Raw genomic sequence first — 15,964 nt, forward strand, 5'->3', positions numbered from 1 at the left:
CCCGGCCGCCCCCGGAGGTTCAGTCCTCCCCGTACCGAGGATCCACAGTCTCCGGATTCAGCCCCAACAACTCAGCCACCTGCTCCACCACCACCTCATGGACCAGCGCAGCCCGCTCATCCCGCCCCTTGGTCCGAATCTCGACCGGCCGTCGATACACGACAACCCGAGCCGCCCGCCCATCCCGCGCCGGCATGATCCCCCCGAGCGGCACAGCCTCGTCGTTCCACGCCACATCCCCCGGCCCATCCAGCCGCGGCACCTCAAGCACCAGAAAGTCGACATCCACGAGCTGCGGCCACCGCCGCTCCAGCCGCTCCACGGAGTCCTGCACAAGATCCGCGAACACGTCCGCGCGACTCGCCGCGAGCGGCACCTGCGGCGGCGCGATGGGCCCGCGCATCCCCCTGCCGTGCCGATCTCGACGGCGGGGCCCGGGTGCGGAGGCGGCGCGGGGCGGTACGAGGTTGTCCATCACCTGCGAAGCGTAGTCCCCACGAGGTTTCTACGCCCGGCTCCACACTCCTGCCCGGCGCGTGCCCGGCGCGCCCGCCCCTCACACCGCTGACCTGCATGTCCGACGCCCTGTCCAACCGGCTCGCCGCACACATGCCCCACGGCCCCTCACCGGAGGCAGTACGGCATGTCGCCAGATGACCATTCCAGCCAAGGTTGGGCTCGATTCCGCATCTCTCCGAGACCGGCGAACTCGCGCCAATTGATCTGTTTTGTGCGGAAAGTTGACCGAACTGAAGATCGTTCGGCATCCCGGACGACGGGTTACTCGCAGGTCAGCGCGGTGGGTTCAGAGGGGCGTGTGGGGCGTTTCACAGCACGACACGGTGGAGTGAGCTGATGGAGAGTCGTCGCGGCCCGCTCAAGAGTGCGGTACCGTCCAACCTCGTGAGCCCTGTACGTCGCTGTTCGCGCACCGCTTGCGGCCGTCCCGCCGTCGCGACGCTGACGTACGTCTACGCCGACTCGACCGCGGTCCTCGGCCCCCTCGCCACCTACGCCGAACCCCACTGCTACGACCTGTGCGCCGAGCACTCCGAGCGCCTCACCGCCCCGCGCGGCTGGGAAGTCGTACGCCTGCTGGACGGCTCGGCTCCGGCGCGCCCCAGCGGTGACGACCTGGAAGCGCTTGCGAACGCCGTACGTGAGGCGGCCCGCCCGCAGCAGCGTGCCGCGGAGGCCGGAGGCGGCAGCGCCCGCACGGCGGACCCGATGGAGGTCGCCCGCCGAGGCCACCTCCGGGTACTGCGCTCACCGGACAACTGACGCCCAGCGCGGGGGCGTTGCTGTCCGCGCTTCTCCGTGGCTGTTTCCTTCCCCGTCGTTCTGTTCGGTGACGCACGCCTGTTGACGCCGTGTTGTTGCGGACACGACCATTCCGGATACCTGTGAGAAACCGCTTTCCGCATCGCGGAATCCGGGGAGGCGCCCGTGTACGTCCAGGAACTGGAACCCGTGGCCGGCTCACTCGGCCTGTCCGCCCTCGTCGCGACCCTGCCCCTCGTCATCGTCCTGATCCTGCTCGGCGGGGTGCGACTGAAAGCGCACCTCGCGGGGCTGACCGGCCTTCTGGCGGCCGTTCTCGTCGCCTGGCTCGCCTATGGCATGCCGCTCGGCCAGACGCTCTCCAGCGCCGCCCAGGGGGCCGCCTTCGGCCTCTTCCCGATCATGTGGATCGTCGTCAACGCCCTGTGGGTGTACCGGATGACCGTGCACACCCGGCATTTCGACATCCTGCGCCGCTCCTTCGGACGGCTCTCCGACGACCCACGCATCCAGGCACTCGTCGTCGCGTTCTGCTTCGGCGCGCTCCTGGAGGCCCTCGCCGGCTTCGGCGCACCGGTCGCCATCTGCGCGGTCATGCTCGTCGCCCTCGGCTTCGAACCGGTGAAGGCCGCCGTGGTCGCCCTGGTCGCCAACACCGCTCCCGTCGCCTTCGGCGCCATGGGCACCCCGGTCGTGACGCTCGCCCAGGTCACCGAACTGCCCCTGGACACCGTCGCGTCCGTGGTCGGCCGCCAGACACCGCTGCTCGCACTCGTCGTGCCGCTCGTCCTCGTCGCCCTGGTCGACGGCCGGCGCGGGCTGCGCGAGACCTGGGTGCCCGCCCTGGTGTGCGGATTCGCCTTCGCCGTCGGCCAGTTCGTCGCCTCCAACTACGTCTCCGCCCAACTCGCCGACATCGGCGCCGCCTTGCTCGGCGCGGGCGCCCTCGTCGCCGTACCGCACGCCCGTCGGCCCGCCGCCGAACCCGTACGGGCCGCCGTCCTGACCGGAACGCGCAGCGAGGACCTCGACGAGAAGGACCCGCCGCGCGAAGTCCTGCGCGCCTACGCCCCGTACGCCCTCATCGTCGCGATCTTCTCCGTCGCCCAGATCCCCACGATCAAGGACTGGCTGGCCGGAGCGACCCAGATGTACGACTGGCCCTTCCTCAACGTCGCGAACCCGGACGGCGACCCCGTAGGGGGCAACGTCTTCACCTGGCCGATCGTGTCCACCGGCGGCACGCTGGTGCTGCTCGCCGGACTGTGCACGGCCGTCGTACTGGGGGTCCACGCGCGCGTGGCCATCAGGGAGTGGGCCGCGACGGTCCACGAACTGCGGTTCGCGATCCTCACCGTGACCTCCGTCCTGGCCCTCGCCTACGTCATGAACCTCTCCGGACAGGCCGCCACCATCGGCCACTTCGTGGCCGCCGCCGGCGCCGGGCTTGCCTTCCTGTCACCCGTCCTCGGCTGGTTCGGCGTCGCCGTCTCCGGCTCCGACACCTCCGCCAACGCCCTCTTCGGGGCCCTCCAGGTGAGCGCCGCCCGCGAGTCGGGCCTGTCGCCCGAACTGCTCGCCGCCGCCAACAGCTCCGGCGGCGTCCTCGGCAAGATGATCTCCCCGCAGAACCTGACCATCGCCTGCGCGGCCGTAGGCCTCGCCGGCCGCGAGGGCGACCTGCTGCGCAAGGTGCTGCCGTGGAGCCTCGGGCTGTTGCTGGTGATGTGCCTGATCGTGGTGGGGCAGAGCACGCCCGTACTGGAGTGGATGCTTCCGTGAGCGGCTCTCGCGAAGCTTTGGGGTGCCCTCAGCGGCCGCACAGCTGATGGTCACTTCGGGCGGGTAGTTTGGGGTGACCAGTGAGGACTCCAGGAGGGCTGGCCGTGACTGCTGATCTGTCGACGATCGTCAAGGCGTACGACGTACGCGGGGTGGTCCCGGACCAGTGGGACGAGTCCCTGGCCGAACTCTTCGGGGCGGCCTTCGCCCAGGTGACCGGCGCGGACGCCATCGTGACCGGGCACGACATGCGGCCCTCCTCACCCGGCCTGTCACGTGCCTTCGCACGCGGCGCGGCGGCCCGCGGGGTGGACGTCACCGAGATCGGCCTGTGCTCGACGGACCAGCTGTACTACGCGTCGGGCGCGCTGAACCTGCCCGGCGCGATGTTCACGGCCTCCCACAACCCCGCCCAGTACAACGGCATCAAGATGTGCCGCGCGGGTGCCGCCCCCGTCGGCCAGGACACGGGCCTCGCCGAGATCCGTCAACTGGTCGAGGGCTGGAGCGAGTCCGGCGCCCCTGAGCCGGCCGCGACGCCGGGAACGATCACCCAGCGGGACACGTTGGACGATTACGCGGCGCACCTCCGCGGCCTAATCGACTTGACCTCCATCCGCCCCCTGAAGGTCGTCGTCGACGCGGGCAACGGCATGGGCGGCCACACGGTCCCCACGGTCTTCGCCGGCCTGCCGCTGGACCTGGTCCCCATGTACTTCGAGCTGGACGGCACCTTCCCGAACCACGAGGCCAACCCCCTCGACCCGGCGAACATCGTCGACCTCCAGAAGCGCGTCCGCGAGGAGGGCGCCGACCTCGGCATCGCCTTCGACGGCGACGCCGACCGCTGCTTCGTCGTCGACGAGCAGGGCAACCCGGTCTCCCCGTCCGCGATCACCGCCCTGGTCGCCTCCCGCGAGCTCGCCAAGCACGGCGGCAAGGGCACGATCATCCACAACCTGATCACCTCCTGGTCCGTCCCCGAGGTGGTGAAGGAGAACGGCGGCACGCCGGTACGCACCCGCGTCGGCCACTCCTTCATCAAGGCCGAGATGGCCAGGACCGGCGCGATCTTCGGCGGCGAGCACTCCGCCCACTACTACTTCGCCGACTTCTGGAACGCCGACACGGGCATGCTGGCCGCCCTCCACGTCCTGGCCGCCCTCGGCGGCCAGAACGGCCCCCTCTCCGGCCTCGTAGCCCAGTACGACCGCTACGCCGGCTCGGGCGAGATCAACTCCACAGTCGCCGACCAGGCAGGCCGCCTCACCGCGATCCGCTCCGCGTACGAGGGCCAGGAGGGCATCACCCTGGACGACCTCGACGGCCTCACGATCACAGCCGCCGACTGGTGGTGCAACGTCCGCCCCTCCAACACAGAACCCCTCCTCCGCCTGAACGCAGAGGCCCGCGACGAAGCGATGATGACCAAGGTGCGGGACGAGGTACTGGCGATCATCAGAGGCTGAGCCAGGCGTACGTAGCGGCTGATCGCCCCTGAAGGGCCGAAGGCGCCTTCAGGGGCGCGGGGAACTGCGCGATCAACCCCCACAAACCCGCACCCGCCATTCAAGCGACCCCCCGAGCTATGAGGCGTGGCGGGGTCGAAGGGGCGGCAGCCCCTGGATGGGGGTCCCCCGCTCGAGCGGAGCCGAGAGTGGGGGAGGGACGGGTAGGGGCGGCGGGGGCGAAACCATCCCACCCCCAACCACCCCCAACCACCCCCAAAGGCCCAGCCCAACCCCGGCGCCAACCCCCACACGGCGGTACTCTGACCAGGCCGCACCGCACCGCACAACCCCGCCCCCGAAGGGACCCTGACATGCCGCTCGAAGCCGGCCTCCTGGAGATCCTCGCCTGCCCGGCGTGCCACGCCCCCCTCACCGAGGAGGACACCGAGCTGGCCTGCACGAGCCAGGACTGCGGCCTCGCCTACCCCATCCGGGACGGCATCCCCGTACTCCTTGTCGACGAGGCCCGCCACCCGGCGTAACCACGCACAGCACAGACACAGGCCCGGGCACAGACACAGACCAGGCACGGGTACAGGTCGGGTACAGGTACGGACAGGAAAAACCCGGCGAAACGGGCCACCCGGCGATCGGAGGCTGCCGCCCATGCTCGACGACTCGCTGCTAGACACCCCCGACGCCCTGTCGGAGGCGGACCGCCGCGACCTGCTCCGCGGCGCCGCCGAGGCAGGCGCCCGGGTCCGCACAGCCATCCGCCTCGGCACCGAGGCCGGCATCCCCGACCTGAAACCCGACGGCCGCCCCCGCGCCCTGCTGATCGCGGGCCCCGGCATGGCCTCCGCGGGCGTCGCCGACCTGCTGGGCGCCCTCGCGGGCTCCAACTGCCCCCTCACCCGCATCCACCCCACCGGCGTGGCCCCCGCCGCAGGCGCCCTCCGCTGGGACCTCCCCGGCTGGGCCGGCCCGGTCGACCTCCTCCTGATCGCCACCGCCGACGGCACCGAACCCGGCCTCGCGATCCTCGTCGAGCAGGCCTACCGCCGCGGCTGCACGATCGTCGCCGTCGCCCCGGCCCACACCCCCGTGGCCGAGGCACTGGCAGGCGCCCACGGCCTCTTCGTACCGATGGCGACCGCCCCGTACGAGCAGGAAGTACCCCTCGGCGCCTCCGCCCCCGGCATCCTGTGGGCCCTGCTCACCCCGATGCTCGCCCTCCTGGACCGCACCGGCCTGGTCACCGCCCCCCTGGACGCCCTACAGAAGATCGCCGACCGCCTCGACAACGTCGCCGAGCGCTGCGGCCCGGCCATCGCCACCTACAACAACCCCGCCAAGACGCTCGCCGCCGAACTCGCCGACGCCCTCCCGGTGATCTGGACCGAGGGGCAGGCCGCGGGCCCGGTGGGCCGCCGCTTCGCCTCCGCGCTCGCCGAACTGGCCGGCCGCCCTGCCCTCGCCGCCCAGCTCCCCGAAGCCCTCGCCTCGCACACGGTGCTGCTGTCCGGCCCGCTCGCCGCGAGCGCCGACCCCGACGACTTCTTCCGGGACCGCGTGGAGGAGTCGCCCGCCCTGCACGCGCGCGTGGTGCTCCTCTGCGACAGCCCGTCCAACGGCCTGAGCGCGGTCCCCGCCGCCCGCGAACTCGCCCTCGGCCACGACACCGCGATCAGCGAGCTGGAACCCGAGGAGGGCAGCGACCTGGAGACCCTCGCGGAGATGATCGCCATCACGGATTTCGCCGCCGTTTACCTGTCGCTCGCTTCCGGAGCCTGATCTTTCTTCCGGAGCCTGATCTTTACTGAGGCCCGATCCCGACCGGAGCCCCGACCCTCGAACGGAGCCCCAACCCCGACCGGGGGTCCCGCCCGGCTCCCCACCTACGGAGAAACGCACACCATGGACCGCCTCGACAACACCATCCGCCCCTACGCCTGGGGTTCGACCACCGCCATCCCGTACCTCCTCGGCGTGGCACCCACCGGCGAGCCGCAGGCGGAGATGTGGATGGGCGCCCACCCCGGCGCCCCCTCGCGCACCGGACGCGGGCCCCTCACCGAGGTGATCGACGAGGCACCGGAACGTGAGCTGGGAGCTCAGACGGTCGCCAAGTTCGGCCCCCGCCTCCCCTTCCTCCTGAAGATCCTCGCTGCCGGCGCCCCCCTCTCCCTCCAGGTCCACCCCAACCTCGAACAGGCCAGGGAGGGCTACGAGGACGAGGAGCACCGCGGCGTCCCGATCGACGCGGGCCACCGCAACTACAAGGACGCCAACCACAAGCCCGAACTCATCTGCGCCCTCACCGAGTTCGACGGCCTCTGCGGCTTCCGCGACCCACTGAAGTCAGCCGACCTGCTCGCCGCCCTCGACGTCGACTCCCTCAAGCCGTACGTCGACCTCCTGCACGCCCACCCCGAAGAGGCCGCCCTGCGCGAGGTGTTGACGGCCGTCCTGAGCGCCGACCCGGAAGAAATGGCCCGCACGGTCACCGAGGCCGCGGCCGCCTGCGCCCGCCTGGGCGGCGACCACGCCCCGTACGCCGACCTCGCCCACCACTACCCGGGGGACCCCGGCGTCATCGCCGCCATGCTGCTCAACCACGTCCGCCTCCAGCCCGGCGAGGCCCTGTACCTCGGCGCCGGCATCCCGCACGCCTACCTCAACGGCCTCGGCGTCGAGATCATGGCCAACTCCGACAACGTCCTGCGCTGCGGCCTCACCCCCAAGCACGTCGACGTCCCCGAACTCCTGCGCATCGTCCGCTTCGAGGCGACCGACGCCGGCGTCCTGCGCCCCGAGGCCACCCCCGACGGCGAGGAGGTCTACGAGACACCCATCGACGAGTTCCGTCTCTCCCGCTACGTCCTCCCCGAGGCCACCGCCCCGCACGACCTCACCCGCGCCACCCCGCAGATCCTGCTCTGCACAGCCGGTTCCGTACAGGCCGGCGAACACACGCTCGCCCCCGGCGAGTCCGTCTTCGTACCGGCGGGCGAAAAGGCCGAGGTGACCGGCCCGGGCACCGTGTTCCGCGCCACGGTCGTCGCCTGAACACCGCCTGAACGCCGCTGAACCAGGGGCAAGTGCCGCCCGATCCACCACCGGTCGGCACCTCATCCACAGCCTGTCGCACCGACACCGGACCGGGCTGCAACAATGCCCCCTGCAAAAGGCGGGCAAAGCCCGGCCGGCGACGGACAGCCGCGTGGGCCGAAGCGCATGCCCACGCCCAGGACACATGCGTAGGCGAAGGGACACCCCGAACACATGAGCGCGTCAGGCGGCACCAAGGCGATCGTGGCGGCACTCGCCGCCAACCTCGCGATCGCGGTAGCGAAGTTCGTGGCGTTCCTCTTCAGCGGCTCGTCGTCGATGCTCGCCGAGTCCGTGCACTCGCTCGCCGACTCCGGCAACCAGGCCCTGCTGCTCCTCGGCGGCAAGAAGGCCCAGCGCGAGGCGACCCCGCAACACCCCTTCGGCTACGGCCGCGAGCGCTACATCTACGCCTTCCTCGTCTCCATCGTCCTCTTCTCGGTCGGCGGCATGTTCGCCCTCTACGAGGGCTACGAGAAGATCAAGCACCCGCACGAGATCGAGGCCTGGTACTGGCCGGTCGGCGTCCTCGTCTTCGCGATCATCGCCGAGACGTTCTCCTTCCGCACCGCCATCAAGGAGTCCAACGTCCTGCGCGGCAAGAAGTCCTGGACGGAGTTCGTCCGCCACGCCAAGGCCCCCGAGCTGCCCGTCGTTCTCCTCGAAGACCTCGGCGCCCTCGTCGGCCTGATCCTCGCCCTCGGCGGCGTCGGCCTGGCCCTCATCACCGGCGACGGCGTCTGGGACGGCATCGGCACCCTCTGCATCGGCGTCCTGCTCATCCTCATCGCGATCATCCTCGCCGCCGAGACCAAGTCCCTGCTCCTCGGCGAGGCCGCCGGCGCCGAAGACGTCGAGAAGATCGCCGAGGCCGTCGTCGACGGCGACACCGTCACCCGCGTCATCCACATGCGCACCCTCCACCTCGGCCCCGAGGAACTCCTCGTCGCCGCCAAGATCGCCGTCCAGCACGACGACACAGCCACCGAGATCGCGAACGCCATCAACGCCGCCGAGGCCCGCATCCGCGAAGCCGTCCCCATCGCCCGCGTCATCTACCTCGAACCCGACATCTACAGCGAGGCCGAAGCCGCCAAGGGCTCCGACCTCGACGCCACCCCCGGCGGCCCGACCCCCACCGCCGACCACTGACCCCCGCCACCCCCACGCCGTACATCGGCCACCCCCACAAGGGACCCGGGCCCGCCGCGAACCACCGCGACGGGCCCTCTCCCTTGCCCCCGCATTCGACCCAACCGCCGCCTTCGGCTTGATCTGTACGGAGGCGGACTGGGGCGGCGAGGGCCGACCGGTGTAGCTTGGGACGGAGCCAGACGTCGCTGCTGATGGCGGTCGGGCGGTCCCAGAGAGACCGACCGAGGGAGAGAGGGCCTCCGACGGACTGCGCTGCGCACACGCGGGCATGCCTGTGTCCGCCGCCGCGCAGACCAGCCCTACCCACCCTCGACCCGACACCGAGGAGCAGCTCGTCATGACGACTGTCGAAAACCGACAGGACTTCAAGGTCGCCGACCTCTCCCTGGCCGAGTTCGGCCGCAAGGAGATCACCCTCGCCGAGCACGAGATGCCCGGCCTGATGGCGATCCGCAAGGAGTACGCCGAGGCACAACCCCTCGCCGGCGCCCGCGTCACCGGCTCCCTGCACATGACCGTGCAGACCGCCGTCCTCATCGAGACCCTCGTCGCCCTCGGCGCCGAGGTCCGCTGGGCCTCCTGCAACATCTTCTCCACCCAGGACCACGCCGCCGCCGCCATCGCCGTCGGCCCGAACGGCACCGTCGACGACCCGCAGGGCGTCCCCGTCTTCGCCTGGAAGGGCGAGACCCTGGAGGAGTACTGGTGGTGCACCGAGCAGGCCCTGACCTGGCCGAACAGCCCCACCGGCGGCCCCAACATGATCCTCGACGACGGCGGTGACGCCACCCTCCTCGTCCACAAGGGCGTCGAGTACGAGAAGGCCGGCAAGGTCCCCGCCGTCGACACCGCCGAGAACGACGAGCACCGCGTCATCCTCGAACTCCTCAACCGCACCATCACCGACGGCTCCCAGAAGTGGACCCAGCTCGCCTCGGAGATCCGCGGCGTCACCGAGGAGACCACCACCGGCGTCCACCGCCTGTACGAGATGCAGCGCGACGGCGACCTCCTCTTCCCGGCGATCAACGTGAACGACGCCGTCACCAAGTCGAAGTTCGACAACAAGTACGGCTGCCGCCACTCCCTGATCGACGGCATCAACCGCGCCACCGACGTCCTCATCGGCGGCAAGACCGCCGTCGTCTGCGGCTACGGCGACGTGGGCAAGGGCTGCGCGGAATCCCTGCGCGGACAGGGCGCCCGCGTCATCGTCACCGAGATCGACCCGATCTGCGCGCTCCAGGCCGCCATGGACGGCTACCAGGTCACGACCCTCGACGAGGTCATCGACAAGGCCGACATCTTCATCACCACGACCGGCAACAAGGACATCATCATGGCCTCCGACATGGCCAAGATGAAGCACCAGGCCATCGTCGGCAACATCGGCCACTTCGACAACGAGATCGACATGGCCGGCCTCGCCAAGATCCCCGGCATCGTCAAGGACGAGGTCAAGCCGCAGGTCCACACCTGGACCTTCTCCGACGGCAAGGTGATCATCGTCCTCTCCGAGGGCCGCCTGCTGAACCTGGGCAACGCCACCGGTCACCCGTCGTTCGTGATGTCCAACTCCTTCGCGGACCAGACCCTGGCCCAGATCGAGCTGTTCACCAAGCCCGACACGTACCCCATCGGTGTCTACACGCTGCCCAAGCACCTCGACGAGAAGGTCGCCCGCCTCCACCTCGACGCGCTCGGCGTGAAGCTCACGACCCTCCGCCCCGAGCAGGCCGCGTACATCGGCGTAGAGGTCGAGGGCCCGTACAAGCCGGACCACTACCGCTACTGATCACCCACGACGCCCAGGCACCCGTACACAGGTCGGCGCCGACCTGCGTACGCGAGCCCGCGGCACGGTCGTACAACGGTCGTACATGAGCCGGTGGCGCCGCACGCGCTGAACGCGTCGGTGCGCTGACGCACTCGCACAGCGGCTCCCGGGCAGGCCCCCGCACCCCCGTGCCGGGGGCCTGCCCGTTCGGCCCACACCGCCCGTCGGCCGGATCAGCCCGTCAAGACCCAGGACGCCCATGCCCCGCGGCCGGTATTCGCATCACGACACCCACGACCACACCCTCCTCGCCGAAGAACACTTCCACTGCGCGCCCGGCCCCTCCGGCTGGCGCTATGTCTCCCAACTCACCACGCCCTCCGGCGACCCCGCCGGCTCCGTCGACCTCGCCCTCGACGACCTCGGCCGCCCCATCCGCCTCGAACTCCACGCCGCGAGCTGGCAGGTCCGCGGTGCCGCCCTCGACGGCGTCACCTGGGTCCGCACCGACCCCACCGGCACACATGCCACCGAAGGCAATGTCCGTGCCCACGCCTTCACCGGCACCTCCCCGGCGTTCCTCATCGCCACCGCCCGTCTCCTGCGCCTCACCCCCTCCGCGCCCGCCACCCGCGTACGCCTCGTCGCCTTCACCGACCCGGTCCTCGCCCCGCGCACCGTGGACCAGTCCTGGGCCCTGATCGCAAGACAAACACACGCCACTGACAACGACCCCCTGACCGTGGACGAATACCAGGTCACAGCCCTGGACACGGGCGATCAGCACACCGTTCACATCTCCGGCGACGTCGTCCTAGCGGCACCCGGAATCGAGCTCGAACACCTGGAATCACCGCCGTCGACGTTCGACTGACACCGGCTCCCGCCCGACGGCGACGAAGGCGGACTCAAGCAGGTGGCGCGAACCCGGTATTCGGCCGCTCGACCGGCGCCTCCTGCGCCGCCCCGGACAGCACCGGAGCCTCACCGGCACCGCCGCCCCCACCGGGCGCCGCCCCCACCGCTCCCGCAGGCGACACGTACCCGGACGGGCCCGACGGCGGTACATACCCCGATGCCCCCGCAGACGGGACCTGCCCGGCAGAACCCCCGGGCGACGCATACCCCGAAGCCACCGGAGGCTGCGCCCCCGGCCCGCCCCACCCCGGCCCACCGACCGACGCACCACTGACACCTGCCGCGCCCCCGAACGCCCGTCGAGCCTCCCGCGCCTGCCGCTCATGCACCACGGCCGCCAGATACGCGCCCGCCGGTACCCCGTACGGCGCCGGAGTCCCCGTATGCGCCGCGAGGTCCGAGGCGAGACGTTCCGCCATCGCCCCACCGACATGCGGATCCAGCTGCTGCATCCGCGTCAGGTACTGGCGGATGGCCAACCACAGACCATCAGGAACCCCCGACAGGTCGAGCCCGGAGAACCGCCCCGCCAGCCAGGGCGGCGGCGGAGGCACGAACGGCGCCTGCCCGGCCGGCACCCGCTCCCGTACGACCAGCGTCCCCGCGAACACATCACCCAGCCGCCGCCCCCGCGCCGACACGAGCGAGGCGATACACGCGACGACCCCGAACGTCATCAGAATCTCGACCACCCCGACCGCACCGCGCACCAGCGCGTGCCGGAACCGGATCGGCCCTCCGTCGTCCCGCACCACCCGCAGCCCGCACGCCAGCTTCCCCAGCGAACGCCCATGACTCAGCGTCTCCACCGCGATCGGCCCGCCCACCAACAGGAGCAGAAAGGTCGCGATGGATATCGCCATCTGCGCGGCCTCGTCGAGCCCGGCCGCCGCCACTGCCAGGACCAGCGTCACGGCAACATAGACAGCCATGGCCACGATCAGATCGAGCAACACGGCCAGCGCACGGCTCGGCAGCTTCGCGGGACGCAGCTCCAGCGCCACCGCCTCACCCGTCACTAGCTCACTCACGCCCGTAGTCCTTCCGGTTTCATCCCTGACCTGCCCCGAGACCGGCCAGTCTGCCAAGCTGGGGGCACATCGCACCGTAGTACTACCTGTACGTACTAGTACTACCTGTACGGCAAGCTGACACGCAGTACGAGAGGGACGAGGAGCAGCAAACCCGATGGACCTCGATGTCTTCGTGTCCGCCCATCGCGCCGAGTGGGACCGCCTCGACGCCCTGCTCCGCCGCCAGCGCCGCCTCAATGGCGCCGAGGTCGACGAACTCGTCGCCCTCTACCAGCGCACCGCCACCCATCTCTCGCAGATCCAGTCCAGCGCCCCGGACCCCCAGCTCACCGGCCGCCTGAGCCAACTGGTGGCACGCGCGCGTAACGCCGTGACGGGCCCTCGACGAGCCTCCTGGCGCGACGTCACCCGCTTCCTGACCCACGGTTTCCCCGCCGCGGTCTACCGCTCACGCCACTGGTGGGTCCCCACAGCTCTTCTCTCCACACTCGTGGCGATCCTCCTGGGCTGGTGGATCGGCACCCATCCGGAGGTCCAGGCCACCATCGCGGCCCCCGACGAACTGCGCGAGATGACCCGCCCCGGCGGCCAGTACGAGACGTACTACTCCAGCAATCCCGCCGCCTCATTCGCCGCCCAGGTATGGACGAACAACGCCCAGGCCGCCGCGATGTGCCTGGTCCTGGGCATCTTCCTCGGACTACCGGTCCTGTGGATCCTGCTCCTGAACATGCTCAACCTGGGCGTGGGCATCGGCCTCATGTCCTCGGCCGGCCGCCTCGACGTCTTCCTCGGCCTGATCCTCCCGCACGGCCTCCTGGAACTGACCGCCGTCTTCGTGGCCGCCGGCACGGGCCTACGCCTCGGCTGGACCCTCATCGACCCCGGCCCCCGCACCCGCCGCTCGGCCCTGGCCGAGGAGGGGCGAGCCGCCCTGGGCATGGCGATAGGCCTGGCGCTGGTCCTCTTCGTGTCCGGCGCCATCGAAGGTTTCGTCACCCCCTCCGGCCTCCCCACCTGGGCCCGCATCACCATCGGCGTCCTCGCCGAGCTCACCTTCCTCGCGTACGTCTACGTCCTGGGCGGCCGAGCCGCGCGGGACGGCGACACCGGCGACGTCGAGGAGCACGAACGCAGCGCCGCGGTGCCCACGGCCGCCTGATGTGCGGACACCCCCGCCGGGCTGTTAGTCTCCTCTTCGTTCCCGCAAGAGCTGTTGACACGGCGCATGCGGGGAGGTAGATTTAGACAGTTGCCTAGAGGTGGACATGCCCTAGGGTTACAGTGAAAATCTATCGGCTCCTCGTGAAGCGACTTCCCGAGCGAGCCCCACCCGATGATTCAGGAACGAGCGGCCGGTCAGCCCGGCCAAGAACTTCTGATAAAGTCGGAACTGCCAAAAGAAAGCCGCAAGGTAATCAATTAGGCAAGGCCATCCAACGGCCACCGGAAATGAATTCCGACCGGGAACGGAACGGAAAGCGGATCTGGTAAGGTTGGAAACACCGAAGGGAAGCGCCCGGAGGAAAGCCCGAGAAGATGCTCGGGTGAGTACAAAGGAAGCGTCCGTTCNCCGAAGGGAAGCGCCCGGAGGAAAGCCCGAGAAGATGCTCGGGTGAGTACAAAGGAAGCGTCCGTTCCTTGAGAACTCAACAGCGTGCCAAAAATCAACGCCAGAAAATGTTGATACCCCGTCCGCCGGAACTATTCCGGTGGTCGAGGTTCCTTTGAAAAATCACAGCGAGGATGCTGTGAACCATCGGATCATTCCTCCGGTGGTTCCGCTCTCGTGTGTGCGTTCCCGATTACGGGAAAACATTCACGGAGAGTTTGATCCTGGCTCAGGACGAACGCTGGCGGCGTGCTTAACACATGCAAGTCGAACGATGAACCACTTCGGTGGGGATTAGTGGCGAACGGGTGAGTAACACGTGGGCAATCTGCCCTCCACTCTGGGACAAGCCCTGGAAACGGGGTCTAATACCGGATACAACCACTGGCCGCATGGCCTGGTGGTGGAAAGCTCCGGCGGTGGAGGATGGGCCCGCGGCCTATCAGCTTGTTGGTGAGGTAACGGCTCACCAAGGCGACGACGGGTAGCCGGCCTGAGAGGGCGACCGGCCACACTGGGACTGAGACACGGCCCAGACTCCTACGGGAGGCAGCAGTGGGGAATATTGCACAATGGGCGCAAGCCTGATGCAGCGACGCCGCGTGAGGGATGACGGCCTTCGGGTTGTAAACCTCTTTCAGCAGGGAAGAAGCGCAAGTGACGGTACCTGCAGAAGAAGCGCCGGCTAACTACGTGCCAGCAGCCGCGGTAATACGTAGGGCGCGAGCGTTGTCCGGAATTATTGGGCGTAAAGAGCTCGTAGGCGGTCTGTCGCGTCGGATGTGAAAGCCCGGGGCTTAACCCCGGGTCTGCATTCGATACGGGCAGACTAGAGTGTGGTAGGGGAGATCGGAATTCCTGGTGTAGCGGTGAAATGCGCAGATATCAGGAGGAACACCGGTGGCGAAGGCGGATCTCTGGGCCATTACTGACGCTGAGGAGCGAAAGCGTGGGGAGCGAACAGGATTAGATACCCTGGTAGTCCACGCCGTAAACGGTGGGAACTAGGTGTTGGCGACATTCCACGTCGTCGGTGCCGCAGCTAACGCATTAAGTTCCCCGCCTGGGGAGTACGGCCGCAAGGCTAAAACTCAAAGGAATTGACGGGGGCCCGCACAAGCAGCGGAGCATGTGGCTTAATTCGACGCAACGCGAAGAACCTTACCAAGGCTTGACATACACCGGAAACATCCAGAGATGGGTGCCCCCTTGTGGTCGGTGTACAGGTGGTGCATGGCTGTCGTCAGCTCGTGTCGTGAGATGTTGGGTTAAGTCCCGCAACGAGCGCAACCCTTGTTCTGTGTTGCCAGCATGCCTTTCGGGGTGATGGGGACTCACAGGAGACTGCCGGGGTCAACTCGGAGGAAGGTGGGGACGACGTCAAGTCATCATGCCCCTTATGTCTTGGGCTGCACACGTGCTACAATGGCAGGTACAATGAGCTGCGAAGCCGTGAGGCGGAGCGAATCTCAAAAAGCCTGTCTCAGTTCGGATTGGGGTCTGCAACTCGACCCCATGAAGTCGGAGTTGCTAGTAATCGCAGATCAGCAGTGCTGCGGTGAATACGTTCCCGGGCCTTGTACACACCGCCCGTCACGTCACGAAAGTCGGTAACACCCGAAGCCGGTGGCCCAACCCGTAAGGGAGGGAGCTGTCGAAGGTGGGACTGGCGATTGGGACGAAGTCGTAACAAGGTAGCCGTACCGGAAGGTGCGGCTGGATCACCTCCTTTCTAAGGAGCACTTCTCACCAGGAACCTTCGGGGACTTGGTCAGAGGCCAGGACATCAGCGAACGTCTGATGCTGGTTGCTCAAGGGTGGAACGTTGATTATTCGGCACGGT

The 15,964-nt window shown here is 68.9% G+C and carries 12 protein-coding genes and 1 rRNA gene; 11 read left to right on the forward strand and 2 right to left on the reverse strand.

What is annotated here, in order from left to right; genetic code table 11:
* Window positions 1-19: 19 nt before the first annotated feature.
* On the reverse strand, window positions 20-475 hold the full coding sequence (locus F3T56_RS32795; protein WP_149828997.1) for a metallopeptidase family protein: 456 nt from the start codon (window positions 473-475) through the stop codon (window positions 20-22).
* A 380-nt stretch (window positions 476-855) separates the two neighbouring features.
* Between F3T56_RS32795 and F3T56_RS32800 the strand changes: the two genes are divergently transcribed.
* The 9 genes from F3T56_RS32800 (at window position 856) to F3T56_RS32840 (ending at window position 11,431) form a co-directional block, all read left to right on the forward strand.
* Complete coding sequence (locus tag F3T56_RS32800) at window positions 856-1,281, forward strand: DUF3499 domain-containing protein (RefSeq protein ID WP_149828978.1); 426 nt, start codon at window positions 856-858, stop codon at window positions 1,279-1,281.
* Window positions 1,282-1,446: 165 nt separating this feature from the next.
* On the forward strand, window positions 1,447-3,063 hold the full coding sequence (locus F3T56_RS32805; RefSeq protein ID WP_149828979.1) for an L-lactate permease: 1,617 nt from the start codon (window positions 1,447-1,449) through the stop codon (window positions 3,061-3,063).
* A 104-nt stretch (window positions 3,064-3,167) separates the two neighbouring features.
* Window positions 3,168-4,532, forward strand: a complete 1,365-nt coding sequence (locus F3T56_RS32810) for a phosphomannomutase/phosphoglucomutase (protein ID WP_149828980.1) — start codon at window positions 3,168-3,170, stop codon at window positions 4,530-4,532.
* Between the two features lie 353 nt (window positions 4,533-4,885).
* Entirely contained in the window at window positions 4,886-5,056 is a 171-nt protein-coding gene (locus F3T56_RS32815) for a Trm112 family protein (RefSeq protein ID WP_149828981.1), read from the forward strand.
* A 124-nt stretch (window positions 5,057-5,180) separates the two neighbouring features.
* Window positions 5,181-6,308, forward strand: coding sequence for an SIS domain-containing protein (locus tag F3T56_RS32820; RefSeq protein ID WP_149828982.1), 1,128 nt, complete (start codon window positions 5,181-5,183; stop codon window positions 6,306-6,308).
* 123 nt (window positions 6,309-6,431) lie between these two features.
* A complete protein-coding gene (manA, locus tag F3T56_RS32825; RefSeq protein ID WP_149828983.1) occupies window positions 6,432-7,583 on the forward strand; it encodes a mannose-6-phosphate isomerase, class I in 1,152 nt (383 codons plus the stop codon).
* 216 nt (window positions 7,584-7,799) lie between these two features.
* Window positions 7,800-8,777 (forward strand): cation diffusion facilitator family transporter, encoded by a 978-nt coding sequence (locus tag F3T56_RS32830; protein WP_149828984.1) that lies wholly within the window; start codon window positions 7,800-7,802, stop codon window positions 8,775-8,777.
* A gap of 340 nt (window positions 8,778-9,117) precedes the next feature.
* Window positions 9,118-10,575: an adenosylhomocysteinase gene (ahcY, locus tag F3T56_RS32835; RefSeq protein ID WP_149828985.1), complete on the forward strand. Its 1,458-nt coding sequence runs from the start codon at window positions 9,118-9,120 to the stop codon at window positions 10,573-10,575.
* A 241-nt stretch (window positions 10,576-10,816) separates the two neighbouring features.
* Entirely contained in the window at window positions 10,817-11,431 is a 615-nt protein-coding gene (locus F3T56_RS32840) for a hypothetical protein (protein ID WP_149828986.1), read from the forward strand.
* Between the two features lie 34 nt (window positions 11,432-11,465).
* Here F3T56_RS32840 and F3T56_RS32845 read toward each other — a convergent pair whose 3' ends face one another.
* The gene (locus F3T56_RS32845) at window positions 11,466-12,506 is read right to left on the reverse strand and encodes an RDD family protein (protein WP_172639248.1); all 1,041 of its coding nucleotides are present in this window, start codon (window positions 12,504-12,506) and stop codon (window positions 11,466-11,468) included.
* A gap of 157 nt (window positions 12,507-12,663) precedes the next feature.
* Between F3T56_RS32845 and F3T56_RS32850 the strand changes: the two genes are divergently transcribed.
* Both F3T56_RS32850 and F3T56_RS32855 read left to right on the forward strand, forming a co-directional pair.
* The gene (locus F3T56_RS32850; protein ID WP_149828987.1) at window positions 12,664-13,671 is read left to right on the forward strand and encodes a stage II sporulation protein M; all 1,008 of its coding nucleotides are present in this window, start codon (window positions 12,664-12,666) and stop codon (window positions 13,669-13,671) included.
* A gap of 656 nt (window positions 13,672-14,327) precedes the next feature.
* A 16S ribosomal RNA gene (locus tag F3T56_RS32855) occupies window positions 14,328-15,853 on the forward strand.
* The last annotated feature ends 111 nt before the right edge of the window (window positions 15,854-15,964 follow it).

Origin of the sequence: Streptomyces tailanensis (genome assembly GCF_008386495.1) — a bacterium.
Classification (GTDB): Bacteria; Actinomycetota; Actinomycetes; order Streptomycetales; family Streptomycetaceae; genus Streptomyces; species Streptomyces tailanensis.

Bases quoted from the DNA above. Each gene is read 5' to 3' on its own strand.
- F3T56_RS32795 (WP_149828997.1), bottom strand. From the start codon at position 475: ATGGACAACCTCGTACCGCCCCGCGCCGCCTCCGCACCCGGGCCCCGC.
- F3T56_RS32800 (WP_149828978.1), top strand. From the start codon at position 856: ATGGAGAGTCGTCGCGGCCCGCTCAAGAGTGCGGTACCGTCCAACCTC.
- F3T56_RS32815 (WP_149828981.1), top strand. From the start codon at position 4,886: ATGCCGCTCGAAGCCGGCCTCCTGGAGATCCTCGCCTGCCCGGCGTGC.
- F3T56_RS32820 (WP_149828982.1), top strand. From the start codon at position 5,181: ATGCTCGACGACTCGCTGCTAGACACCCCCGACGCCCTGTCGGAGGCG.
- manA (WP_149828983.1), top strand. From the start codon at position 6,432: ATGGACCGCCTCGACAACACCATCCGCCCCTACGCCTGGGGTTCGACC.
- F3T56_RS32830 (WP_149828984.1), top strand. From the start codon at position 7,800: ATGAGCGCGTCAGGCGGCACCAAGGCGATCGTGGCGGCACTCGCCGCC.
- ahcY (WP_149828985.1), top strand. From the start codon at position 9,118: ATGACGACTGTCGAAAACCGACAGGACTTCAAGGTCGCCGACCTCTCC.
- F3T56_RS32840 (WP_149828986.1), top strand. From the start codon at position 10,817: ATGCCCCGCGGCCGGTATTCGCATCACGACACCCACGACCACACCCTC.
- F3T56_RS32850 (WP_149828987.1), top strand. From the start codon at position 12,664: ATGGACCTCGATGTCTTCGTGTCCGCCCATCGCGCCGAGTGGGACCGC.